Origin of the sequence: Castellaniella sp. (genome assembly GCF_047971665.1) — a bacterium.
In the GTDB taxonomy this organism is placed as follows: Bacteria; Pseudomonadota; Gammaproteobacteria; order Burkholderiales; family Burkholderiaceae_B; genus Castellaniella.
This window is the reverse complement of the sequence record NZ_JBKEAA010000019.1, coordinates 60,823-81,880: the sequence shown is the minus strand read 5'-3', so window position 1 is coordinate 81,880 and position 21,058 is coordinate 60,823. Positions and strand designations below refer to the sequence as shown.

22 protein-coding genes are annotated in these 21,058 nt (G+C 64.7%); 8 read left to right on the top strand and 14 right to left on the bottom strand.

From position 1 onward, the window contains the following. Nucleotides 1-10: 10 nt before the first annotated feature. Entirely contained in the window at nucleotides 11-904 is an 894-nt protein-coding gene (locus ACK5JE_RS07915; RefSeq protein ID WP_416801155.1) for a DUF1932 domain-containing protein, read from the bottom strand. Between the two features lie 91 nt (nucleotides 905-995). Then, on the bottom strand, nucleotides 996-2,003 hold the full coding sequence (locus ACK5JE_RS07910) for an aldo/keto reductase (RefSeq protein ID WP_416801154.1): 1,008 nt from the start codon (nucleotides 2,001-2,003) through the stop codon (nucleotides 996-998). Nucleotides 2,004-2,334: 331 nt separating this feature from the next. Here ACK5JE_RS07910 and ACK5JE_RS07905 point away from each other — a divergent pair, with 331 nt between their 5' ends. Then, on the top strand, nucleotides 2,335-2,478 hold the full coding sequence (locus ACK5JE_RS07905) for a hypothetical protein (protein WP_416801153.1): 144 nt from the start codon (nucleotides 2,335-2,337) through the stop codon (nucleotides 2,476-2,478). Between the two features lie 22 nt (nucleotides 2,479-2,500). On the opposite strand, the gene ACK5JE_RS07900 is transcribed toward ACK5JE_RS07905, so the two are convergent. Both ACK5JE_RS07900 and ACK5JE_RS07895 read right to left on the bottom strand, forming a co-directional pair. Next, entirely contained in the window at nucleotides 2,501-3,352 is an 852-nt protein-coding gene (locus tag ACK5JE_RS07900) for a class III extradiol dioxygenase family protein (protein ID WP_416801152.1), read from the bottom strand. A gap of 2 nt (nucleotides 3,353-3,354) precedes the next feature. After that, nucleotides 3,355-3,714: a protocatechuate 4,5-dioxygenase subunit alpha gene (locus ACK5JE_RS07895; RefSeq protein WP_416801151.1), complete on the bottom strand. Its 360-nt coding sequence runs from the start codon at nucleotides 3,712-3,714 to the stop codon at nucleotides 3,355-3,357. Nucleotides 3,715-3,867: 153 nt separating this feature from the next. Here ACK5JE_RS07895 and ACK5JE_RS07890 point away from each other — a divergent pair, with 153 nt between their 5' ends. Continuing rightward, nucleotides 3,868-4,803 (top strand): helix-turn-helix domain-containing protein, encoded by a 936-nt coding sequence (locus tag ACK5JE_RS07890; protein WP_416801150.1) that lies wholly within the window; start codon nucleotides 3,868-3,870, stop codon nucleotides 4,801-4,803. On the opposite strand, the gene pobA is transcribed toward ACK5JE_RS07890, so the two are convergent. Continuing rightward, entirely contained in the window at nucleotides 4,785-5,963 is a 1,179-nt protein-coding gene (gene pobA, locus ACK5JE_RS07885) for a 4-hydroxybenzoate 3-monooxygenase (protein WP_416801149.1), read from the bottom strand. The genes ACK5JE_RS07890 and pobA overlap by 19 nt on opposite strands. Before the next feature lie 170 nt (nucleotides 5,964-6,133). On the opposite strand from pobA, the gene ACK5JE_RS07880 reads away from it, so the two are divergent. Beyond that, entirely contained in the window at nucleotides 6,134-7,030 is an 897-nt protein-coding gene (locus tag ACK5JE_RS07880) for a helix-turn-helix domain-containing protein (RefSeq protein ID WP_416801148.1), read from the top strand. A 122-nt stretch (nucleotides 7,031-7,152) separates the two neighbouring features. On the opposite strand, the gene ACK5JE_RS07875 is transcribed toward ACK5JE_RS07880, so the two are convergent. Continuing rightward, nucleotides 7,153-7,488 (bottom strand): YnfA family protein, encoded by a 336-nt coding sequence (locus tag ACK5JE_RS07875; protein WP_416801147.1) that lies wholly within the window; start codon nucleotides 7,486-7,488, stop codon nucleotides 7,153-7,155. A gap of 57 nt (nucleotides 7,489-7,545) precedes the next feature. On the opposite strand from ACK5JE_RS07875, the gene ACK5JE_RS07870 reads away from it, so the two are divergent. The 5 genes from ACK5JE_RS07870 (at nucleotide 7,546) to ACK5JE_RS07850 (ending at nucleotide 12,367) form a co-directional block, all read left to right on the top strand. Continuing rightward, entirely contained in the window at nucleotides 7,546-8,313 is a 768-nt protein-coding gene (locus tag ACK5JE_RS07870) for an SDR family oxidoreductase (RefSeq protein ID WP_416801146.1), read from the top strand. A 99-nt stretch (nucleotides 8,314-8,412) separates the two neighbouring features. Beyond that, entirely contained in the window at nucleotides 8,413-8,898 is a 486-nt protein-coding gene (locus ACK5JE_RS07865; RefSeq protein ID WP_416801145.1) for a MarR family winged helix-turn-helix transcriptional regulator, read from the top strand. A gap of 40 nt (nucleotides 8,899-8,938) precedes the next feature. Continuing rightward, nucleotides 8,939-10,201 (top strand): MFS transporter, encoded by a 1,263-nt coding sequence (locus ACK5JE_RS07860; protein WP_416801144.1) that lies wholly within the window; start codon nucleotides 8,939-8,941, stop codon nucleotides 10,199-10,201. 164 nt (nucleotides 10,202-10,365) lie between these two features. Then, on the top strand, nucleotides 10,366-11,286 hold the full coding sequence (locus ACK5JE_RS07855; RefSeq protein WP_416801143.1) for an EamA family transporter: 921 nt from the start codon (nucleotides 10,366-10,368) through the stop codon (nucleotides 11,284-11,286). A gap of 61 nt (nucleotides 11,287-11,347) precedes the next feature. Then, nucleotides 11,348-12,367, top strand: a complete 1,020-nt coding sequence (locus ACK5JE_RS07850) for a PIG-L family deacetylase (protein ID WP_416801142.1) — start codon at nucleotides 11,348-11,350, stop codon at nucleotides 12,365-12,367. On the opposite strand, the gene trmD is transcribed toward ACK5JE_RS07850, so the two are convergent. From trmD to ACK5JE_RS07810, 8 genes are all read right to left on the bottom strand, one after another. Continuing rightward, complete coding sequence (gene trmD, locus ACK5JE_RS07845) at nucleotides 12,343-13,161, bottom strand: tRNA (guanosine(37)-N1)-methyltransferase TrmD (protein ID WP_416801141.1); 819 nt, start codon at nucleotides 13,159-13,161, stop codon at nucleotides 12,343-12,345. The two genes, ACK5JE_RS07850 and trmD, sit on opposite strands and share 25 nt — an antisense overlap. Nucleotides 13,162-13,213: 52 nt before the next feature. Continuing rightward, nucleotides 13,214-13,837 carry a ribosome maturation factor RimM gene (rimM, locus tag ACK5JE_RS07840; RefSeq protein WP_416801140.1) on the bottom strand — a complete coding sequence of 208 codons (624 nt, stop codon included), beginning with the start codon at nucleotides 13,835-13,837 and terminating at the stop codon, nucleotides 13,214-13,216. 21 nt (nucleotides 13,838-13,858) lie between these two features. After that, nucleotides 13,859-14,119, bottom strand: coding sequence for a 30S ribosomal protein S16 (gene rpsP, locus ACK5JE_RS07835; protein ID WP_416801139.1), 261 nt, complete (start codon nucleotides 14,117-14,119; stop codon nucleotides 13,859-13,861). Between the two features lie 108 nt (nucleotides 14,120-14,227). Then, nucleotides 14,228-14,473, bottom strand: a complete 246-nt coding sequence (locus ACK5JE_RS07830; RefSeq protein WP_416801138.1) for a sulfurtransferase TusA family protein — start codon at nucleotides 14,471-14,473, stop codon at nucleotides 14,228-14,230. A 17-nt stretch (nucleotides 14,474-14,490) separates the two neighbouring features. Continuing rightward, nucleotides 14,491-17,118 (bottom strand): alanine--tRNA ligase, encoded by a 2,628-nt coding sequence (gene alaS, locus ACK5JE_RS07825; protein WP_416801137.1) that lies wholly within the window; start codon nucleotides 17,116-17,118, stop codon nucleotides 14,491-14,493. Between the two features lie 76 nt (nucleotides 17,119-17,194). After that, entirely contained in the window at nucleotides 17,195-18,805 is a 1,611-nt protein-coding gene (locus tag ACK5JE_RS07820) for an FAD-dependent oxidoreductase (RefSeq protein ID WP_416801136.1), read from the bottom strand. Nucleotides 18,806-18,820: 15 nt separating this feature from the next. Further along, nucleotides 18,821-20,554 (bottom strand): ABC transporter substrate-binding protein, encoded by a 1,734-nt coding sequence (locus ACK5JE_RS07815; RefSeq protein WP_416801135.1) that lies wholly within the window; start codon nucleotides 20,552-20,554, stop codon nucleotides 18,821-18,823. 195 nt (nucleotides 20,555-20,749) lie between these two features. Next, nucleotides 20,750-21,058, bottom strand: a complete 309-nt coding sequence (locus ACK5JE_RS07810) for a DUF2160 domain-containing protein (protein ID WP_416801134.1) — start codon at nucleotides 21,056-21,058, stop codon at nucleotides 20,750-20,752.

Sequence of the window (21,058 nt, the reverse complement as noted above, 5' to 3'; positions counted from 1 at the left end):
AGGGGATGCGTCAGCCGCGCACCTGCGCAATCAGGCGATCCGCGTAGGCCTGCCAGCCGTCCGCCGCATCGACATCCGCAAACAATCCCCGAGCGGCCAGGCCAGCAACCCAATCCTGCTTTTCGGCGGTCGCGGCAGCCATCCAGGGATCGAACCCCGCTTCTCGCACGGTATTGGCGACTTCGCGCATCTCCTCGGCGCGGCGGCGCCCGTGCTGCACGACCCGGCTGTAGAAATAACGACCCTGTTCCGTCCAGTCGATGGACGGGAAGGTCTCCTGCAGCGTAGGCAGCACATAGTCCTCGACCCCATAGGCGCGCGCGGCCGTGTAGCTTTCGATCACCAGGGCCTCCAGACCCTTGATCATCACACTGCGACACATCTTGATCGCCGAAGCCATACCCAGTTCGGGAGAGACGGCCGAGACATCCATGCCAAAGGCGCGCAGCCGCCCGGCCAGGGATTCGGCATGCGGCCCGCCCAGCAGCATCGGAACCCGGATGCCATAGGGCGGGACCGAAGTCATCACCCCCGCCTCGACATAACGTCCACCCGCGGCCTCCACCAGTCCAGCGGCCTGGCACTTGGCCCCCGGCGATGCGGAGTTCAGATCCAGGAAGACCGTGCCCGGCCGCAGATGGGCGGCCGCCTCGCGGGCCACCGCCACGGTGTTCGAGGCAGTGACGGCGGAAATCACCAGATCACTGGCCGCGCACAAGCTCATCGACGAATCGCACAACGCAACACCATCGCGCACCGCGCGTTCACGCAGCGGGATCGCCAAGGCCGCATCGGCCAACTTGATGTCCCAGGCGTGGACGCCGTCCACCTGCGCTTTCAGGCCGGCACAGAGAATACCTCCGACCTCACCGTAGCCGATCAAGCCCAATCGAGTTTCTTGCATGGCTTTCGAAGCTCCATTCAATTCCAATGATCCCGATCCAACCGGAAACCGGACGCATGATCCGGCACGGACAGCGGGCCACGAGGCGTTCTCAGGGCACCGGAAACTGTTCCGTGTCGACCTCCGACTGGGTGGCCGGCCCATACCGATCTCCTGCGACCCGATCGCGTCCGAACAACCACGCCAGCTCATCGCAGGTTCCAGCATCCAGACACACGCTGGCGGCATCGAGGTTTTCATCCAGGTGGGCCAGCCGGGTCGTCCCTGGAATGGGAATGATGTCCTCTCCCCGATGCAGCAGCCAGGCCAGCGCCAGCTGGCCCGGCGTGCACCCCCGATCCCGGGCCATGCGGCGCAACGGCGCCAGCAACGCCTGATTGCGCACCAAGGTATCGGGCTGGAAGCGCGGCATGCGCCGCCGCAGGTCCGCTTCATCCAGGGACGCCATGTCGGGCAGGCCATCCGCCAGGAACGCCCTGCCCAGCGGGCTGAAGGCCACCAGTGCCACGCCCAGTTCGCGGCAAGCTTGCAGGACGGCGATCTCGACCTCGCGCGACCACAGGGAATATTCACTCTGGACGGCGGTGATCGGATGCACAGCATGCGCCCGTCTCAGCGTGGTGGCCGAGACCTCGGACAAGCCGATATGAGCGATCTTGCCTGCGCGAACCAGATCCGCCAGTGCGCCCACGCTGTCTTCGATGGGTACCGACTTGTCCCAGCGATGCAGATAATACAGATCGATCACATCGGTGCGCAGGCGACGCAAGGAATCCTCGCAGGTCCGTCGCAGGGTCTCAGGTCGGCCATCGATGCGCCGCCGCCCGGCATCACGGAAAATCCCACACTTGCTGGCCAGCATGAAGCGGCTGCGATGAGCGGCCAGCACCCGGCCCAGGAGTTCTTCGTTGTGGCCAAAGCCATAGAGCGCCGCCGTATCGAACAGCGTCACCCCCCGATCCAGGGCCCCCAGCAGCAGGTTCTCGGCATCGGCCAGGGAAGCCACCTGGCCATAGCCATGGCTCAGACCCATGCATCCCAGACCGATGGGAAAAACCTGAAACGCGCCCAACGCCCGGCTCATCGTCATCGTCGTCATGAATTCCGATTATCCACGCATCCGGGCAGTCCGGTAAGACCGCGCGTACCACTAACAGCTATAGCGGATTGCGATCGCAGCCGTACGCCTGGCCCGCCATCGACGCAGCCACCTGCGGCAGCGTCATGGACGTGCACACGATACAGGGTGATTTCCCGGTGATCCGGGGCGACGCGCCATGCGCAGCAACGGCGTGATTCCGATCCCGCCGGCGAATGACAGGCTGCGCTCGGCCAGATCCAGGCACCGGACATGTGGACATCCCGCCACGGACCGCTCCACGCGATCCGCGCCAGCCCACCTTCCCTCCCTGTCCGTTCCAGGAGATTCCATGAACGACCCGCGTCCCTCTTTCGTCCTGCTGCACGGCCTTTTGCGCGACGCGGACACCTGGACCGATTCCATCGAGGTGCCCGAGGTCTGCCTGTCGGCGATCACCGGCTGGCTGGCACGGCAGGATCAAGCCACGAGGTGATCCGGCCGAAGGCCCTTCCGGATCATGCCGGCTCCAGCACCAGGAGCCCGGTCGCCGTGTTGGAGATCGGGACATGGTAGTGTGCGTGCTGCTGCTTGACCGGTATATCACCCAGGGCGCCCCGCGCCGCCACCCACATCAGCAGCTCGATGCCCTGGGTCCCGGTGAGCTCGACCAGTTCTTCATTGGAATACTGGGTGATCCAGGCCGGATCATCCACCAGACTGTCCATGAACCGCAGGTCGAACGGCTTGTTGATGAAACCGGCGCGCTCGCCGTCGAGCTGGTGCGACAGGCCGCCACTGGCAATGATGAGCACACGCCGGCTGTCATCCCAGGAGTCGATCGCGCGGCGCAACGACTGTCCCAGCCGGTAGCAACGCGAGGCCGAGGGGTACGGCGCCAGGACGGTATTGATACACACCGGCACGATCTCGACCGGCCACTCGCCGGCTTCCTTGCCTTCTGGCCAGAGCAGCGCCAGAGGCAACGAGACCGAATGGTCGATCAGGGCCTCCTGGCAGGTGGTAATGTCGAACTCATCCTCGACCAGGGTCTCGACGATGTGCCAGGACAGGTCCACACAGCCCCGCGCCGCGGCCAGAGATGGAATGCCCCAACCTTCATCAGCGTTGCGATAGACGTCCGCGGCGCCCACCGCGAAGGTCGGCATCTTGTCGAGGAAGAAATTCAATCCGTGATCGTTGTGCAGGATCACCACCACGTCCGGGCGCTCGCGTCCCAGCCATTCGCGCGCCTTGCCGTAGGCATCGAAGAAAGGCTTCCAATAGGGTTCCTGCTGCTTCTGCCGGGCCAGCGCCCCGCCGATGGCGGGGACGTGGGACGTGCTGATGCTGCCGATGATGTGAGCCATGATCAATCTCCCGCCGCGGTGAGTCTGGCCTGAAAGGCCTCTTTGGTGACGCCGGTCTGCTGGGCACCGATATCCTGCATGTCCAGACCGAAGATCCCGGCCAGCTTGGCCAAGTAGTAGGGATGCCCTCCGGCGGCAATCATGCGCAGCACCTGGCGGCTGCGCACGGCCTCCTTCTGCGCTTGCGTCAGATGGTACCGCGTCATGTAGGCCTCCTCGTCCCGCTGGAAGGCCTCGCGGCACTCGGCCGCATTGAAGCTGAAGCACATGCGATTGAGGGCGTAGCCGATGCGGGCGAGATCGCCGTCGAAAATGACGGTACCGGGGATTTTCCGCCGGCGTTCGCGTATCGCTGCTGTCATGAGATGTCTCCTTGGAATCGAGGCCGCCGCGCTGGTGCCGCGGCGGGATGGACGGGTCCATGATGCTCCCGGACGGGCCGCCGGAGAATGGACTTTCGTTTTTTAAAAATGTACATTTGGCGGATACTCGCCACTTCCTGTCCAGAGGACTCCATGGCGTCCCCGACCCCGGCGCCTCCGGCCCGCGACCACACCGCCATTCCCATCTACAAGCTGTACGGCTATGGCAACGTCTGGACGGCCTCGGATCCGCTCTATTGTGAAACGATCGCGGCGCAGGAAAAATTGCATGATTGGCATGTGACGGCCCATAAACACGCAGACCTGTTCCAGGCGCTGTTCCTGGAATCGGGCGAAGTCACGGTGATGCTGGACGGACGAACGAGTACGCTGGGGCCGGGGCGGCTCGTCCTGGTCCCGCAGCGGGTGGTCCACGAATTCATCTTCCGCCCCGGCTCGGGCGGCTACATCCTGACATTGACCTACGCGCTGCTGCACGGGCTGTGCGTGCGCTTCGGACTGGGCCTGAGCGCCGCCACTGATCCTGCGGTGCTGACGCTGGGCGAGGACGAGGCCGGCCGGCATGCGGCCCTGAGCCTCCACCGGCTGGACCACGAATATCGAGGACTGCACAGCCCGCAGCGCGGTCCATTGCTGGAGTCGCTGCTGTCGGGCATCCTGGTCTGGATCCACCGCCAGGGCTATCCGGCGGGCACGACCGCCACAGGGACTGATCCGGGCAGCCAGCATCTGGCGCACTACGCCCGGATGATCGAAGAGCACCACCCTCACCAGCACCAGGTCGCCTGGTACGCGCGGCATATCGGGGTCACGCCCGCCCACCTGAACACCATCGTCCAGGCGCTGGCGGGCAAGTCCGCGCTGGAGCTGATCCACGAACGATTGCTGCTGGAAGCCCGCCGCGAACTGATCTACACCCCGCGCACCATCGGGACGATCTCGGATTCGCTCGGGTTCACCGATCCGGGCTATTTCACACGTTTCTTCAAGCGGCTGACAGGTGTGTCGCCCAAGGACTTCCGCCGCCAAGCACTGGCGCCCGGCACGGATCAGGCCACCGGCTCGTAGGGCAGACCGACATAGTTCTCGGCGATCGTGGTCAGGCCGGCCTGGGTGCCGGTGTAGTAATCCTGCTCGGCCTTCTGGATGCGCCGGCTGAAGGCATCATCGTTGAAAGTGTGCAGCAGCATGCTCATCCACCAGGAAAAACGTTCGGCCTTCCAGACACGACGCAGGGCGATTTCGGAATAGCGATCCAGCAGTTCGGGGCGTCCATCCAGGCAGGCCCCACGCAGTGCGTGATAAAGCGTGTACACGTCGCTGGAGGCCAGATTCAGGCCCTTGGCGCCGGTGGGCGGCACGATATGCGCCGCGTCGCCGACCAGGAACAGATGGCCGAACTTCATCGGTTCGGCCACGAAACTACGCAACGGCGCGATACTCTTTTCGATGGAAGGTCCGGTCACCAGTCGCCCCGCGACATCTTCGGGCAGGCGGGCGGACAGTTCCGTCCAGAAACGGTCATCGGACCATTCCTCGACATGCTCCGCCAGGCTGCACTGGATATAGTAGCGGCTGCGCGTATGCGAGCGCATGCTGCACAGCGCGAACCCGCGCGGATCATGGACATAAATCAGCTCATCCTCGAGGGGCGGCGTCTCGGACATCAGGCCCAGCCAGCCAAAGGGATAGACACGCTCGAATTCCTTGAGCCTGTCCCTGGGCGCGGACCTGCGCGACACGCCGTGAAAGCCGTCGCAACCAGCGATATAGTCGCAATCGAGCGTCTTGCGTTCGCCCCGATGGGTAAACGTGACGCTCGGCTTGCCATTCAGAAAATCATGCAGTTGGACATCCTCGGCCTCATAGTAGATCGGTGCACCGCTCTCCTTGCGGGCATCCATGAGGTCGCGCGTGACTTCGGTCTGCCCATAGACCATCACCGACTTGCCGGTCAGGGTCTTCATGTCGACGCGGGCACGTCGTCCCTGGAAGGCCAGGGTGAAGCCATCATGCACCAGGCCCTCGCCATCCATGCGCTCGGACACACCAGCCTCGCGCATCAGGTCGACGAAACCGTATTCCAGCACGCCGGCGCGAATGCGTCCCAGCACATATTCCGGCGCATGACGCTCCAGAATCACATTGTCGATCCCGCAGCGATGCAGCAATTGCCCCAACAACAACCCCGAGGGACCCGCGCCGATGATGGCGACTCGTGTCTTCATGCCCATGATCTCTCCTCCGTTCTCACTCATCATGTCCCCTGGCCGCCAGGAAGGCGCCGGACCCGCTCCGGGGAACGGATTCCTCACTTTTCCGAGCTCCAGGCGTCGCATCAATGGTGCGCTCTTCCATTTCTTTTTTGAATGGATTTTTCTGGATTAAACTTACCAATATGAAATATTCTGACCATGCGCCAATCTTCAGACTCTATGGCGGGCAGGAAGAGTGGTCAGGGATCGAACGGGTGCACTGCGAGACCATCGCCTCGCGCAGCCGATTACACGATTGGCATATCCGGCCACACCGTCATTCCGGTCTCTACCAGATCCTCCACCTGCACCGGGGACGGGCCACTGTCTGCCTGGACGAAGCGCGGCATCCGGTCACCGGTCCGGCAATCGTCGAAGTGCCGCAGGCATTCGTGCATGGATTCGAATTCGACGAGGACTGTGGCGGCCATGTCGTGACCATCACCTACCCTCTGCTTGCGCACTTGGCCCAGATGCTGGGACCACGGGCCACCCCGCCCGCCCAACCCGTTATCCATGCGATCGGACGCGGCGGCGGTACGGGCCTGCGCGATGCGTTCGGGCACCTGAACGCCCAATACCTGTCCCAGAACGACTTCCGGGATGCCCGGATCGAGGCCTGGCTGACGCTGATCTACGCACAACTGCGCAGCCTCCATCCCGGCGTGGAACCTGATGCCCTTCCCCGCGCCCGGGGACTGGAGCACCACACACGTTTCGGCGAACTGCTGGAAGCCTCGTACGCGGTGCATCACGACGTAGCCTGGTATGCGGACCGGATGGGCATGACCGCTGCCCACCTGAACGTGATCACACGCGCCCACGCCGGCAAATCCCCACTCCGACTGATTCACGAGCGGTTGGGACTGGAGGCCGGGCGCAGCCTGATCTACACATCCATGACGATCGGCGAGATCTCCGACACCTTGGGGTTCTCCGAGCCGGCCCATTTCACGCGGTTCTTCCGCAGGGCGACCGGGGAATCACCGCGCGCGTTCCGTCAGCGCGCCCAGGATCAGGGCCGCGCGATCATCCGCTAGCCCCATGCTCTTCACTTAAATCGACCATCCGCTGCTCGTCGCTCTGCGCCCGCAGGCTGCGCAACTGCGGATTGCGGCACCGCAGGCGGTCGCCATGATCGAAGGCGCCCGGTAAAAAGGCATCACGCACCCGCCTTCGGTTGCAACGCAATCACCGCCATCCCGATCAGCGCGATGGCCGCGCCGGACACATCCCACCGGGTCAATGCGACCCCCTCGAAAAAACGAAGCCACAGCAACGCCATGGCGATGTACATCCCGCCATAGGCGGCATAGGTGCGGCCCGCGGCGCTCGGATGCAACGTGAGCAGCCAGGCAAACAAGACCAGGGACAGCACCGCCGGAGCAAGCAGCCAAAGCGCATGCCCCCGCTTGAGGACCTGCCAGAACAGGTAGCAACCGACAATCTCTGCAAATGCCGTGATAGAGAAAAGACCCGCCACTTTGAATATCACCATCACACCGTCGCTCCATGATCTATGATTCAAAACAACCACGTCCAGACACCCGGGATTATGAACGATCAACACACCAGCGCCATCGAACCCAACACCCTGCTCATCACCGGCGCCAGCCGTGGCATCGGCGCAGCGACCGCGCTGGCAGCCGCGCGCCAGGGTCGTGACATCGTTCTGAACTACGTCCGGGACGAGCCGGCAGTCCGCGCCGTGGCACAGTCCGTCCAGGCCCTCGGACGCCAGACTACCATCATTCAGGCCGACATCGGCGAGGAAGCCGACATCCGTCGGATGTTCGATGAAATCGAGACCCGCATCGGACCGCTCCTGGGCCTCATCAACAACGCCGGCATCACCGGCCCGATCGGGCCGTTCGTGAACACGACCCACGCCACCCTCGAACACGTATTCCGGATCAATGTGCTGGGCGCCATGCAATGCGCGCGCGAGGCGCTGGCCAATTTCAAACGCCACGAGACCAAAGGCGTCATCGTCAACGTCTCCTCGAGCGCCGCCAGGCTGGGCAGCGCCAATGAGTTCGTCCATTACGCAGCCAGCAAGGCCGCCATCGAGACTTTCACCATCGGCCTCGCCAAGGAAGTCGCCGCCGAGGGCATCAGGGTCTGCGGGCTGGCGCCCGGCAGCACCCTGACCGACATCCACGCCATGGCCGGCGAACCGGGCCGCCCCGCCCGCGTCGCCCCCCTGATTCCCATGAAACGTCTGGCCGAGCCCGCCGAGATCGCAGAGGCCATCGTCTGGCTGGCCTCTCCGGCGGCCTCTTATGTGACCGGCACGACCCTGCTCTGCGCCGGCGGGCTCTGACCGCATCCGGCCCGGCGCCTCAGCCAGGCGCCCTTCTTTTCTGCCTGCTTTTCTTCTATAATACATAGATAGTCTATATATATTTGATTGAATCCCGATATGCAGCATCCCCCGCCCACCGTCTCGCCCGGCGCCGATTTGCTGGACCGCATCGTCCGGCTCAACCGCTGGGTGACACGCCACACGGCCTGGACAGTGCCGCTGGCGCAGGCACGCGTCCTGTCGCTGATCGACGAGATGAAAACCGCCCGCATCGGCGATCTGGCCCGGGCCGAGCATTGCACACAGCCCACCATGACCACACAAGTCCAGCGCCTTCAGGCCATGGATCTGGTCAGCCGCATCCCCGACCCGCACGACGCGCGCGCCTCCCTGATTTCGCTGACGGCGCAAGGCCATCAGGCCCTGGCCAAAATCCGTCGCGCCCGCGCCGGCATCGTCGAATCGCTGCTCGATCAGCTCGACGCCGCCGACCGCGCGCACCTGCAGGATGCCCGGCGCGTGCTGTCGGCGCTGCTCGAGGCCGCCTATCGGCAGACCGACCCGGGCGTCCGGCAGGCACCGGATTACCCCCCCATTCCCTGAGACCTCACTCACAGGACACACACCAGGAACCTCTCTCATCATGAAGCTGCTGCAACAACCCAAAGCTGTGCTGGCGGTGGCATTCGCCTGCGTCATCGCCTTCATGGGCATCGGACTGGTCGATCCGATCCTCAAGCCCATCGCCGATTCCCTGGGCGCTACACCATCGCAGACCTCGCTGCTGTTCACCAGCTACATGGCCATCATGGGCCTGGCCATGCTGATCACCAGCGCCGTCTCCAGCCGCCTGGGTGTCAAACAGACCCTGCTGCTGGGGCTGGTGGTCATCATCGTGGGGGCCGGGCTGGCCGGCCTGTCCGATTCGATCCGGGCCATCGTCGGTTTTCGCGCCATCTGGGGGCTGGGCAACGCTCTGTTCGTCGCCACCGCGCTGGCCGCCATCGTCAGCGCCTCGTCGGGATCCGTGCGCGATGCCATCATCTTCTACGAGGCCGCGCTGGGTGTCGGCATCGCCGCTGGCCCGCTGATCGGCGGCGTGCTGGGATCCATTTCGTGGCGCGGACCGTTCTTCGGGGTGTCCGTGTTGATGACCATTGCCTTCCTGGTCACTTTTCTGCTGCTGCCGAATGCGGCTGCCCGCCCCAGGCCCAGTTCGCTGCGCGACCCGTTCCGGGCGCTCAGGCACCCGGGCCTGCTCGGCGTCGCCCTGACGTCCCTGTGCTACAACTTTGGTTTTTTCACTCTGCTGGCCTACACACCGTTCCCGCTGGACATGTCCACCCAGCAGGTCGGACTGATCTTCTTTGGCTGGGGTGTGATGCTGGCCTTCGCCTCGGTGATTCTGGCGCCCAGGCTGCAAGGCAGCTTCGGAACCATCCCCTCGATCCTGATCGCGCTCACCGGCTTTGCGCTGATCCTGGCGATGATGGCGATCTGGACCGACAACAAGACGGTGCTGGTGGTCGGCGTGGTCGCGGCCGGCTTGTTTCTCGGCATCAACAACACGCTGGTGACCGAAACCGTGATGAATGCCGCGCCGGTGGAGCGCGGCGTAGCCTCGGCCGCCTACAGTTTCGTGCGTTTCAGCGGTGGCGCGGTCGCGCCCTGGCTGGCCGGCTATCTGGGCGAGACGATCAATGACCACGTGCCGTACTGGGTGGGCGCCGCCGCCGTGATGCTGGGCGTGCTGGTGCTGATCGCCAGCCGGCGATACCTGAGCCATCTCGACGAATCCCACGAGCTTCCGGCCATCCCTGCGCACGAGATCCCGGAGGCCCCGGCGGGCGACACCTTGGGCGACACTCCGGAAGACGCGCCCGTGGCGGCCATGGCCCGGAGCTGACTCCTGAAAACCCGCCCCTGAATTTTGACGTCTTAACTTTCCACCCGGGGTCTTGTAAAATTTTTTTGCCTTTGGACGTTTCCAAGGCAAAAACCACAACCTGAACAACGGCCGCAGTACGGCGGCATCCGGTCTGCGTCTTTCATGCCCACCCTGCCGAACTCATGACTCCGGGCCTCGGACCGACGCCCCTGCCCCGCCACCTGGCTGTGGGCACGCTGATCCTGATCAGCACGATCTTCGCCACCAATCATGTGGCAGCCCGTGTCGCCTTCGACAACGGCGCGGGGGTGCTGCTGGGCGTCACGTGCCGGGCCGGCGCGAGTCTGCTGGCCCTGTCGGGGATCGTCCTTTGGCGCCATCAGGACCTGCGCCTGCCGGCCAGACTGGGGGCCTGGCAAATCCTGCTCGGTCTGCTGATCGCCCTGCAAAGCTTCTGTCTATACTCCGCCGTGGCCCGCATCCCGGTCGCGCTGGCCCTGCTCATCAGCAGCCTGTTCCCCCTGCTGTTCGCCTTGATCACCTGGGTGCTGGGCGGCCCGCGTCCGACGCGCCGCGCGAGCGTGCTGATGGGGCTGATTCTGGTGGGACTGACACTGGCGCTGGATCTGCCCGGCCTGCTGACAGGCACCTCGCTCCCGGGCGCTCGATGGACCGAGGGAATCCTGCTGGCCTTCGGCAGCGCCAGCTTCTTCGCCAGTGCGCTCTGGGTGACCGAGAACAGACTCGCCTCTCTGCCCGGCCCCGTCCGCAGCCTGTACACCATTTTCATCGTCTTCTGCGCCATGCTGGCCGCGGGCGCCGCCAATATCATGCCGGGCGGCATGCGATCCCCGGACGCTTTCGCGGGCTGGGCCGCCCTGGCGGTCCTGTCCCTGTGCTACTGCACCGGCTTCTGCACCCTATTCATTCTCATGCCCCGGCTCGATATGCCACGCAACGCGCCCGTGATGAACGCCGAGCCAGTCTCCAGCCTGATCCTGGGCTGGCTGATCCTGGACCAGGCATTCAACGGCCGCCAGCTGGCAGGCGGTCTGATCGTGCTGTCCTGCATCGTGATCCTGGCCTACTCGCGACAGCGCTGACGACCCCGGTGACCCATTTTCAGCCCCCATCATGTCCCTGCTCTGGTCGGACCGCAATCTCATGAAACACTTCCTGACCCGTCAATCGCGCCTGTCCGCGCGGATCCTGCTGTGCCTGATCCTGACTCAACCGCTGATTGCCCGGCCCGCCCCAACCGTCGAGGCCGCGCCGTCTCATGCTGCCTCGCAGGCCAGCGCGCCCCCACCCTCGATGCCTGTGGACTGTGAACAAGGCAAAGTGCTCAGTTTCGTCGCGCATCCCGATGACGACCTGTTGTTCATGAACCCCGACCAGGATGACGCGATCAAGGAAGGCCGTTGCGTGCATACGGTCTACCTGACGGCCGGCGACCGGGGCGAGGGCCTGGGCTACACTCTGGCCCGCGAGCGCGGCATCAAGGCCGCCTACGCCAGCATGGCGGACACCACCAACGACTGGCGCACCGACGGCCTGAGGGTCGGCCGGCATACGCTGGTACGCCACATCCTGCGCGCCAATGCGCGCGTTCAGCTGATCATGCTGCGCCTGCCCGACCCCTGGCTGGGCACCGGCTGGGGCAGCCTGACCCCCATGAGCCGCGTCGAATCCGTGCGCCACGCGCGCGTGCGATCCTATGCGCCTTATCCGGATACCTATACACGCCGCGAACTGGTCCATCTGCTGGCCGACCTGATCCGGCAGGAGCGACCGCAGGCCATCCGCCTGATGGACGCCTCGATCCCCACACCTTATCGATCTCTGTGCTGGCGCTGCGCAGGGCACGATCACCCCGACCACATCGCAGGCGCCCGGCTGGTCGAAGCCGCCATGGCGATCACCCCGGGCCCCTATGTCCACACCGCCTATCTGAACTACCCGAGCCAGGAGCGTCAGGCCAATCTGGATACGGCGCGGGCTGCCCGCAAAACGGCCATTTACCTGCGCTATGCAAAGGACGACCCGCATTCCTGCCCGCCCGGCACTGACTGCTCAAAACCCAGGGGCCCCGAAGCCGCCTGGGTCAAACGGCAGTATTACGCCCGCCCCACGGGCCTGCCACTGCAGGCCCGCACGGCTCAAACCGCGTCGTCCGGCCCCTGATCCCGCGCCGGCTCGTCGCGAGCGCCCCGCGCCCGATCCAGCACCTGCTCATCACGGGCATCCAGGGCCCCCGCCGAACGCGCCCGGTCGATCAGATCGGGACGCCGCGCCACCGTCAGCGCCAGCGATTGCTCCCGCCGCCAGACGGCGATACGGGCATGATGGCCGGACAGCAACGACTCGGGCACGGACTGGCCGCGCCAGACCTCGGGGCGCGTATAGTGCGGGCTGTCCAGCAGGCCGCTCAGCGCGGGATTGAAGGAATCCTGTATCGCGGACTCGGCATCGTGCAGCACACCGGGCAATAGCCGCACCATGCTGTCCATCAGGATCATGGCCCCCAGTTCACCTCCTGACAGCACAAAATCCCCCAGGGATACTTCTTCGTCCACGAGGCGATCGATGAAACGCTGATCGATGCCTTCGTAACGGCCACAGATCAGGATGGCGCCCGAGCCTTGCGCCCCGTGCTGGGCGCGCGCCTGATCGTGTGTGCGACCGGCGGGAGACAGCAGCACGACCGGAACCGGCCTGTCGGGCCTGTCGATGCCCGCCCGCAGCCGGGCCTCGCGCGCAGCCTCGACCGCCAGAGCCAGCGGCTCGGCCAGCATCACCATGCCCGGGCCGCCCCCGTAAGGACGGTCGTCCACGGTCCGGTGGACGTCCGTCGTGAAATCACGCGGATTCCAGGTTTCCAGGGACCAAAGGCCACGCGCATGCGCGCGCCCGCAAACCCCCTGGTCGCGCACAGCGGAAAACATCTCGGGAAACAGCGTGATCAGGTCAAATCGCATGAATGAACTCGGACACGCCGTCGCTCCTGGGGGCGGCCGCACGCCTCATGACTCAGAAATCGGCCGGCCAGTCGCTGTCGATCCGTCGGGCCTGCAGATCGACGTGCTGCACATGCGCTGTCACGAAAGGCACCAGGGCATGACGCGGCCGCCTCCGCGCATCGAGTGAGGGCTGAAAAACGCCGTCGGCATCCGGCGCGCCCAGTGCCACTTGCAACACGGCATGTGCGCCATTGTCCAGCACCTGATCGACGCGTCCCAGCAGCTGAGGGCCCTGATCCCCCATGCCATGAAAATCGCAGCCGATCAGATCGATCCAATAGTATTCGTCCTCGCCCGCCGAGGGGAATGCGGTCCGGGGCACCCAGACGGTATGCCCCCGCAGGGACTCGGCCGTATCGCGGTCGGCAATCCCGGCCACCTGGGCCGCCAGGTACTGACCCGCCTGCCGGCGGCAGGCGCGAATGTTCAGCCCCCGCAGACGCGACGAAGCGCCCGCCCCCAACGTGGGATCGGGCGCTTTGAACCACCAGACCTGCGCGCCCCGCAAGGCGTCCGCCTGGGGCGAATAAGGCTGGATTTTCAGCCAGCCGCGCACCCCGTGCGCAGCCACCACCCGGCCGACTTCAACCAGATCATCCGGGGGAGCAACATCCAGGAAAGTGGAATCGGGCATCGCCGGCACGACCCACCGCGATCAAGCGGCGGACGCGACCTTGGCGGAATATTCCTTGACCAGGCGGGCCACCGTATCGGACAGCTGAGCGCCTTGGCCGACCCAATGCTGGACGCGATCCAGGGACAGGCGCAGGTTTTCCTGGCCTTCACCGGCGACAGGGTTGTAAAAACCCACGCGCTCGATGAAACGGCCATCGCGGCGATTACGCGAATCGGCAGCAACGACATTGTAGAAGGGACGCTTCTTCGAGCCGCCGCGGGCCAGACGAATCACAACCATTGATAATCCTTTGAAAATGCTGTGAAAAACGTAAAATTCTAGCACCAGACAGACCTTGACCGCAATGGATGCGGCCCGACGGCCTGCGAATGCCGGGAAAAACAACACTCAGCGGCGACGGACGTAATGCACCTGAACGGTGTCGTCACGTATCTGCTGCGCCAGCAAGGCATTGCCGGTCTGCTGGCAGAACGCCTGGAAATCCCGGGCCGCATGCGGATCCGTGGTCAGCACGGCCAGGATCTGACCACTTTCCAGTTGCACCAGCGCCTTCTTGGTGCGCAGGATAGGCAACGGGCAATTCAGTCCCCGCGCATCGATTTCCTGGTCTGCTTCGGGCTGTACCTGGGTCATGCCACCTTCTCCGAGGGTCATGCCACGCCCAGCCGGTCGGCCAGCCAGCCCCGCACGCCCGCCAAGGCGCCATCGAGCGATGCCACATCGGCGCCACCGCCCATGGCCATGTCCGGACGGCCCCCGCCCTTGCCACCCACCTGGACAGCGACGGAGCCCACCAGATCGCCCGCCTTGACCCGCGCCGTCAGCTCGGGACTGACGCCAGCCACCAGACTGATCTTGTCGTCGGCCACGGCGGCCAGCAGGATCACCGCGCCGGGCAACTTGGATTTGAGCTGATCGACCATGCCGCGCAGCGACTTCGGATCCACCCCGGTCAACCGGGCCGCCAGCAGCTTGACGCCGGCCACATCGACCGCCTGGCTGGCCAGGTCGGAGCCCGCCGCCGCCGCCAGCTTGTCCTGGAGGCGTTCGAGTTCGCGCTCGATCTGGCGCGTCTGCTGCTGCAGGGCCTGAATCCGGTCGGGCACCTCGGCCGGCTGGGTCTTGAGCAGTCCGGCCGCCTGATCCAGCACATCGCGCGTCTGCTGCACCCATGCCAGGGCATTGCGTCCAGTGATGGCCTCGACACGGCGGATCCCGGCGGCCACGCCGCCTTCTGCCACGATCTTGAACAGACCGATGTCGCCCGTGCGCGCCACGTGGGTGCCGCCGCACAGTTCTCGCGAGAAACCGATATCGAGCACCCGCACCACATCGCCGTATTTCTCGCCGAACAGGGCCATCGCGCCGCCCGCCACGGCCTCGTCATAGGCCATGAGTTGCGCCTGCACCGCCTGATTGGACAGAATTTCGTCATTGACGATGGCTTCCACCCGCGTGATCTGCTCGGCCGTCATGGGCGCATCGTGCGCGAAATCGAAACGGGTCTTGTCGGGATCGACCAAGGAGCCGCGCTGTTGCACATGGCCGCCCAGCACCTGACGCAGGGCCTTGTGCATCAGGTGGGTGGCCGAGTGGTTGCGCATCGTGTCGGCGCGGCGCATGACATCGACCTGCGTCCGGACCGGATCCCCCACCGTCAGCATCGTCCCCTGCTCCAGGATGCCGTGATGACCAAAAACATCGACCTGGATCTTCTGGGTATCCTCCACCCGGAAACGGATCGCATCGCCCGCCAGCAGACCGGTATCGCCCACCTGACCGCCGGATTCGGCATAGAACGGCGTCGCATCGAGCACGACCACGGCCTGCCGCCCCTGAGTCACGGACGGTACCGAGACGCCATCCACATACAGCGCCGTGACCGTGGCCTGACCCTCGAGGCGATCATAGCCATCGAAACGCGTCGCCACACCGTCATAGCTGAGGTCGGTCGCGGCCTTGAACTTGCCGGCGGCGCGCGCCTGTTCGCGCTGATGCGCCATGGCCCGCTCGAACCCCTCCAGATCGACGGGAATGGCGCGTTCGCGACAGATGTCGGCGGTCAGATCGAACGGAAAACCATAGGTGTCGTAGAGCGTGAACAAGGTCTGGCCGTCCAGCGCCTGCCCCGCCGGCAGCGCCACCAGGGCGGATTCCAGGATGCGCATGCCGTTTTCCAGGGTCTCGCCGAAGCGTTCTTCTTCCTGGCGCAGCACCTGCTCGACCCGGGTCTGCTGGGCGGCCAGTTCGGGATAGGCGCCGCCCATCTGCTCGACCAGATCGGCCGCCAGCCGATAAAAGAACAACCCTTTCTGGCCGAGCTTGTGCCCGTGCCGCAGCGCACGCCGGATGATGCGGCGCAGGACATAGCCACGGCCTTCGTTGCCGGGAATCACGCCGTCGACCACCAGAAAACCGCAGGCGCGGATGTGATCGGCAATGACTTTCAGGGAGTTGTCGTTCAGGTCCTTGCAGCCGGTTTCCCGCGCCGCGGCGCGGATCAGGCTCTGGAACAGATCGATCTCGTAATTGGAATGCACATGCTGCAGCACGGCCGAAATGCGTTCCAGTCCCATGCCGGTATCGACGCAAGGCCTGGGCAGCGGATGCATCGCGCCCTGCGCATCGCGCTCGAACTGCATGAACACCAGATTCCAGATCTCGATGTAGCGGTCGCCGTCTTCTTCGGGCGATCCCGGAGGGCCGCCCCAGATGTCCGGACCATGGTCATAGAAGATCTCGGAACACGGACCGCACGGGCCGGTATCGGCCATCTGCCAGAAATTGTCCGAGGCGTAACGCGCGCCCTTGTTGTCGCCGATCCGGATGATGCGCTCGCTCGGCACCCCGATTTCCTGCGCCCAGATGTCGTAGGCCTCGTCGTCTTCCTGGTAGACGGTGACCCACAGCTTTTCCCTGGGCAGGCCGTAGACCTCCGTCAGCAGGGTCCAGGCGTACGTGATGGCGTCACGCTTGAAATAATCACCGAAACTGAAATTGCCCAGCATCTCGAAAAACGTGTGATGCCGCGCGGTATAGCCGACGTTTTCCAGATCGTTGTGCTTGCCTCCCGCGCGCACACAGCGCTGCGCAGTGGTCGCCCGGCGATAGGGCCGGGTGTCCTTGCCGGTAAACACATCCTTGAACTGGACCATGCCCGAATTCGTGAACAGCAAGGTCGGGTCATTGCCCGGCACCAGCGACGAGGATGGCACGATCTGGTGTCCCTTGGACTCGAAAAAGGACAGGAATTTCTGACGGATTTCGGAGGTTTTCATTCGTTTGGAGGCGAAGAGGAGGCTAGCCGGGCATTATAGATGGAATGCCCCGCTCTCCGCGCGGGTCCGGTCCGGATCAGGCCGGAACATGGCAGTAGCGCTCGGCCAGGGACAGAAAAGCATCGGGATCCCCGTCCGTGCCGATTTCCTCCGCCAGGATGCGGGACACGGCCGGAACGGCCTGAATGGCACAGTTCGCATTCAGGAACAGCATGCGATGGCGTCGGGCCAGCACATCCTCGACGGTGCGGGCGTACTCGCGGCGCGCCGCATGGCGGACCATGGCCTCGCTCAGGCCCAGCCCCAGATCCCGGTCGTTGCCCGACAGCGCCTGAACATCGGCTGCCTCGGTGCCATAGGCATGCAGCCCCGGCGACGCCGTCAGGCTGGTGGCGGGCGCGCCGGGCGCGGGCGCGCCCAGCAGCGGAAAACGCGCCGTGCGGCAAGGCGGCAAGGCCTGCAACAGGCCAGCCTGCTGACAATGACGCAGGACGTCCTCGGCCATGGACCGATAGGTCGTCCATTTGCCCCCGGTCACGGTCACCAGTCCGGACGGACTGACCCGGACCGTATGCTCACGGCTGATGGTCTTGGTGCCGCCCTCTTCTTCGTGTTCGGGCCGCACCAGGGGCCGCAGGCCGACCCAGACACTGAGCACGTCTTCGGCCCGGGGCGCGCGCGCCAGCACATGAGCCGATTCGTTCAGAATGAAGGCGACCTCCTCGGGCAGCGCCCGGGGTTCCCGGGCCACGGCATCCCGCGGCGTGTCGGTCGTGCCCAGGATCAGGTGCCCCAACCAGGGCACGGCAAACAGCACCCGGCCGTCGCGAGTGCGCGGCACCAGCAGCGCATCGCTGGCCGGCAGGAAGGACCGGTCGACCACCAGGTGCACCCCCTGACTGGGCGCGACCATGGAGGCGGTCTCCTGTCCCCGGGCGGCATCGTCCAGCCGGCGCAGATCGTCGACCCAGACCCCGGTGGCGTTGATGACGCAACGGGCGCGGACGGTCCCCTCCCGGGCCTGCGCGCCGCCCAGGGCATCGCGCCAGCGCACGGCGCTGACGCGGCCGTTCTCGTGCAGCACGTCGACGACAGGACAATAATTCAGCACCCGCGCCCCCTGGGCGGCCGCCGTGCGCGCCAGGGTCAGGGCCAGCCGGGCATCATCAAACTGGCCGTCCCAATACTTGACGCCGCCAAACAGGCCGGACGGATTGACGCCCGGCAACTGGGCCTGCGTCCGGGCGCGGCCCAGCCATTCCGTGCGTCCCAGACTGGCCGCGCCAGCCAGGGCATCATAGATTTTCAGGCCCGTGCCATAGAACGGCACTTCCCAGGGCCGGTAGGCGGGCATGACGAAAGCCAGCGGCTGGGCCAGATGCGGCGCATTGTTCAGCAGCGCCCGGCGCTCGTGCAGCGCTTCGCGCACCAGGCTGATATCGCCCTGGGCAAGGTAGCGGACACCGCCATGCACGAGCTTGGTCGCGCGCGACGAGGTGCCGCCGGCAAAATCGTGGGACTCCAGCAGCAGGACCGACAGGCCCCGCAGCCGGGCGTCCAGCGCGACGCCCAGGCCGCTGGCGCCGCCGCCGATGACGATCAGATCGACTTCGGACAGGGTCTCGAGATCATGCAGCAATTGATCCCGGTCCGTCGTGACGGGCGGCAGGACAGCAGTCTGGGACATCGTTTCACACTCCACTTAACGAACGCGGCCTTCCTTCCAGGCCCGCAGCAGAGAATCATAAGACACGGTTTCCGGCTTTGGATTCTCGTTGGCGAGTTTCTTCCACGGCGCATGCTCGTCGCTCAGCCATTTGGACGGATCGCTCTTTTCATTGAGCTTGGGCGCGCAACGCTTCATGCCGGCGCGTTGCAGGCGGGCCATGACCTTGTCCATGTCGTTGGCCAGATTATCCATGGCCTGCTGAGGCGTTTTCTCTCCCGCGATCGCTTCGGACACATTGCGCCACCACAGTTGGGCCAGCTTCGGATAGTCGGGCACGTTGGTGCCGGTCGGCGTCCACGCCACCCGCGCCGGGCTGCGATAGAACTCGATCAGACCACCGTATCTGTCGGCGTTCTTGGTGAAATACTCGCTGTGGATGTCGCTGTCGCGAATGAAGGTCAGCCCCTTGATGGATTTCTTCAGCGAGGTCGTCTTGGCGGTCACGAACTGGGCGTACAGCCAGGCGGCGGCGATCTTGCCCGGATCATGATCCTTGAAGAACGTCCACGAGCCCACGTCCTGATAGCCGTTCTGCATGCCGTCTTTCCAGTAGGGGCCGTGCGGCGCCGGCGCCATGCGCCACTTGGGCGTGCCATCCTCGTTGACCACCGGCAGGCCCTTCTTGGTCATGTCCGCCGTGAAAGCGGTATACCAGAAGATCTGCTGCGCGATCTCGCCCTGGGCAGGAACCGGACCGGCCTCGGAGAAGGTCATGCCCAGCGCCTCTTTGGGGGCGTATTTTTTCATCCAGTCGATGTACTTGGTCAAGGCATAGACGGCGGCCGGCGAATTGGTCGCCCCGCCCCGCGACACGGAGGCGCCCACCGGCGTGCACTTGTCGTCGGCGACACGGATACCCCACTCGTCGACCGGCATGCCATTGGGCGTGCCCTTGTCGGCCTCACCCGCCATCGACAGCCAGGCATCGGTGAAGCGCCAGCCCAGGGACGGATCTTTCTTGCCATAGTCCATATGGCCGTAGATGGGCTTGCCATCCAGGGTCTTGATGTCCTCGGAGAAGAATTTGGCGATGTCCTCGTAAGCGGTCCAGGTCACCGGCACACCCAGTTCGTAGCCATACTTGGCCTTGAATTTTTCTTTCAGGTCGGGACGATTGAACAGGTCGTAGCGGAACCAGTACAGATTGGCGAACTGCTGGTCGGGCAACTGGTACATCTTGCCGTCCGGTGCCGTGGTGAAGGACGTGCCGATGAAATCCTTCAGGTCCAGCCCCGGATTGGTGTACTCCTTGCCGGCGCCCTGCATGTAGTCGGTCAGCGACAGGACTTCGCCGTAGCGATAGTGCATGCCGATCAGGTCGGAATCGGAAATCCAGCCGTCGTAGATGGATTTGCCCGACTGCATGGATGTCTGCAGTTTTTCGACCACGTCACCTTCCTGGATCAGATCATGGTTGACCTTGATCCCGGTGATTTCCGTGAAGGCCTTGGCCAGGACCTTGGACTCGTATTCGTGCGTGTTGATGGTCTCGGACACGACGTTGATTTCATTGATGCCCTGGGCCTTGAGTTTGGCGGCGGCATCGATGAACCACTGCATTTCGGCCATCTGCTGATCCTTGCTCAGCGTGGACGGCTGGAACTCGTTGTCGATCCATTTCTGGGCTTCGGCCGGGCCGGCCCAGGCGGCCTGGCCTCCCAAGGCGCAGGCGACAGCCAGCGCCAAGGCGGTATGGCGGAATCTCATGGTGTTCTCCTCAAAATGCTCCCCAGCCCTGTCAACCGGCACCGCCCGGGGAAATAGGCTGGCGCCGTCAATCTCTCCACTTCGCCGCCTGCAGGCGGCGACCCCAACCGCGGCATCCCTCCACTTCGCCGCCTGCAGGCGGCTCTGATTCGCCAGGCTGATGACAGTCCGCAGGGGACTGTCATCAGTCCTGGCTCATCCCTTTCTCATGATCCAGGTTAGGGTGAGCATGGAGAGGACGAAACTGATCCAGACGGACGGCTCTTCGTCGAGGGAGAACCAGTCCATGAAGGTCTCGCCCAAGCCGAGAAAAGCCAGATTGATGTAGGCAGCCACCAGCAGGCCGATGAACAACCGGTCTCCACGCGTGGTGGCCATGTGCAGAAAGCCTTTGCGCAGCACGGTGGGCGAACGGATCTCCCAGACCGTCATGCCGATCAGCATCAAGGCGATGCAGACGAAGAACACGGCGGTGGGGGTGGTCCAGACCATCCAGTCGAACAT

Coding starts and splice junctions, on each gene's coding strand:
- rimM (WP_416801140.1), bottom strand. CDS start 13,837: ATGCCCGATTCCACTTTCCTGGATGTTGCTCCCCCGGATGATCTGGTT.
- ACK5JE_RS07810 (WP_416801134.1), bottom strand. CDS start 21,058: ATGTTCGACTGGATGGTCTGGACCACCCCCACCGCCGTGTTCTTCGTC.
- rpsP (WP_416801139.1), bottom strand. CDS start 14,119: ATGGTTGTGATTCGTCTGGCCCGCGGCGGCTCGAAGAAGCGTCCCTTC.
- ACK5JE_RS07890 (WP_416801150.1), top strand. CDS start 3,868: ATGGCGTCCCCGACCCCGGCGCCTCCGGCCCGCGACCACACCGCCATT.
- ACK5JE_RS07830 (WP_416801138.1), bottom strand. CDS start 14,473: ATGACCCAGGTACAGCCCGAAGCAGACCAGGAAATCGATGCGCGGGGA.
- ACK5JE_RS07895 (WP_416801151.1), bottom strand. CDS start 3,714: ATGACAGCAGCGATACGCGAACGCCGGCGGAAAATCCCCGGTACCGTC.
- ACK5JE_RS07880 (WP_416801148.1), top strand. CDS start 6,134: ATGAAATATTCTGACCATGCGCCAATCTTCAGACTCTATGGCGGGCAG.
- ACK5JE_RS07900 (WP_416801152.1), bottom strand. CDS start 3,352: ATGGCTCACATCATCGGCAGCATCAGCACGTCCCACGTCCCCGCCATC.
- ACK5JE_RS07855 (WP_416801143.1), top strand. CDS start 10,366: ATGACTCCGGGCCTCGGACCGACGCCCCTGCCCCGCCACCTGGCTGTG.
- ACK5JE_RS07815 (WP_416801135.1), bottom strand. CDS start 20,554: ATGAGATTCCGCCATACCGCCTTGGCGCTGGCTGTCGCCTGCGCCTTG.
- ACK5JE_RS07860 (WP_416801144.1), top strand. CDS start 8,939: ATGAAGCTGCTGCAACAACCCAAAGCTGTGCTGGCGGTGGCATTCGCC.
- alaS (WP_416801137.1), bottom strand. CDS start 17,118: ATGAAAACCTCCGAAATCCGTCAGAAATTCCTGTCCTTTTTCGAGTCC.
- ACK5JE_RS07865 (WP_416801145.1), top strand. CDS start 8,413: ATGCAGCATCCCCCGCCCACCGTCTCGCCCGGCGCCGATTTGCTGGAC.
- trmD (WP_416801141.1), bottom strand. CDS start 13,161: ATGCGATTTGACCTGATCACGCTGTTTCCCGAGATGTTTTCCGCTGTG.
- ACK5JE_RS07820 (WP_416801136.1), bottom strand. CDS start 18,805: ATGTCCCAGACTGCTGTCCTGCCGCCCGTCACGACGGACCGGGATCAA.
- ACK5JE_RS07870 (WP_416801146.1), top strand. CDS start 7,546: ATGAACGATCAACACACCAGCGCCATCGAACCCAACACCCTGCTCATC.
- ACK5JE_RS07850 (WP_416801142.1), top strand. CDS start 11,348: ATGAAACACTTCCTGACCCGTCAATCGCGCCTGTCCGCGCGGATCCTG.
- ACK5JE_RS07915 (WP_416801155.1), bottom strand. CDS start 904: ATGCAAGAAACTCGATTGGGCTTGATCGGCTACGGTGAGGTCGGAGGT.
- pobA (WP_416801149.1), bottom strand. CDS start 5,963: ATGAAGACACGAGTCGCCATCATCGGCGCGGGTCCCTCGGGGTTGTTG.
- ACK5JE_RS07905 (WP_416801153.1), top strand. CDS start 2,335: ATGAACGACCCGCGTCCCTCTTTCGTCCTGCTGCACGGCCTTTTGCGC.
- ACK5JE_RS07875 (WP_416801147.1), bottom strand. CDS start 7,488: ATGGTGATATTCAAAGTGGCGGGTCTTTTCTCTATCACGGCATTTGCA.
- ACK5JE_RS07910 (WP_416801154.1), bottom strand. CDS start 2,003: ATGACGACGATGACGATGAGCCGGGCGTTGGGCGCGTTTCAGGTTTTT.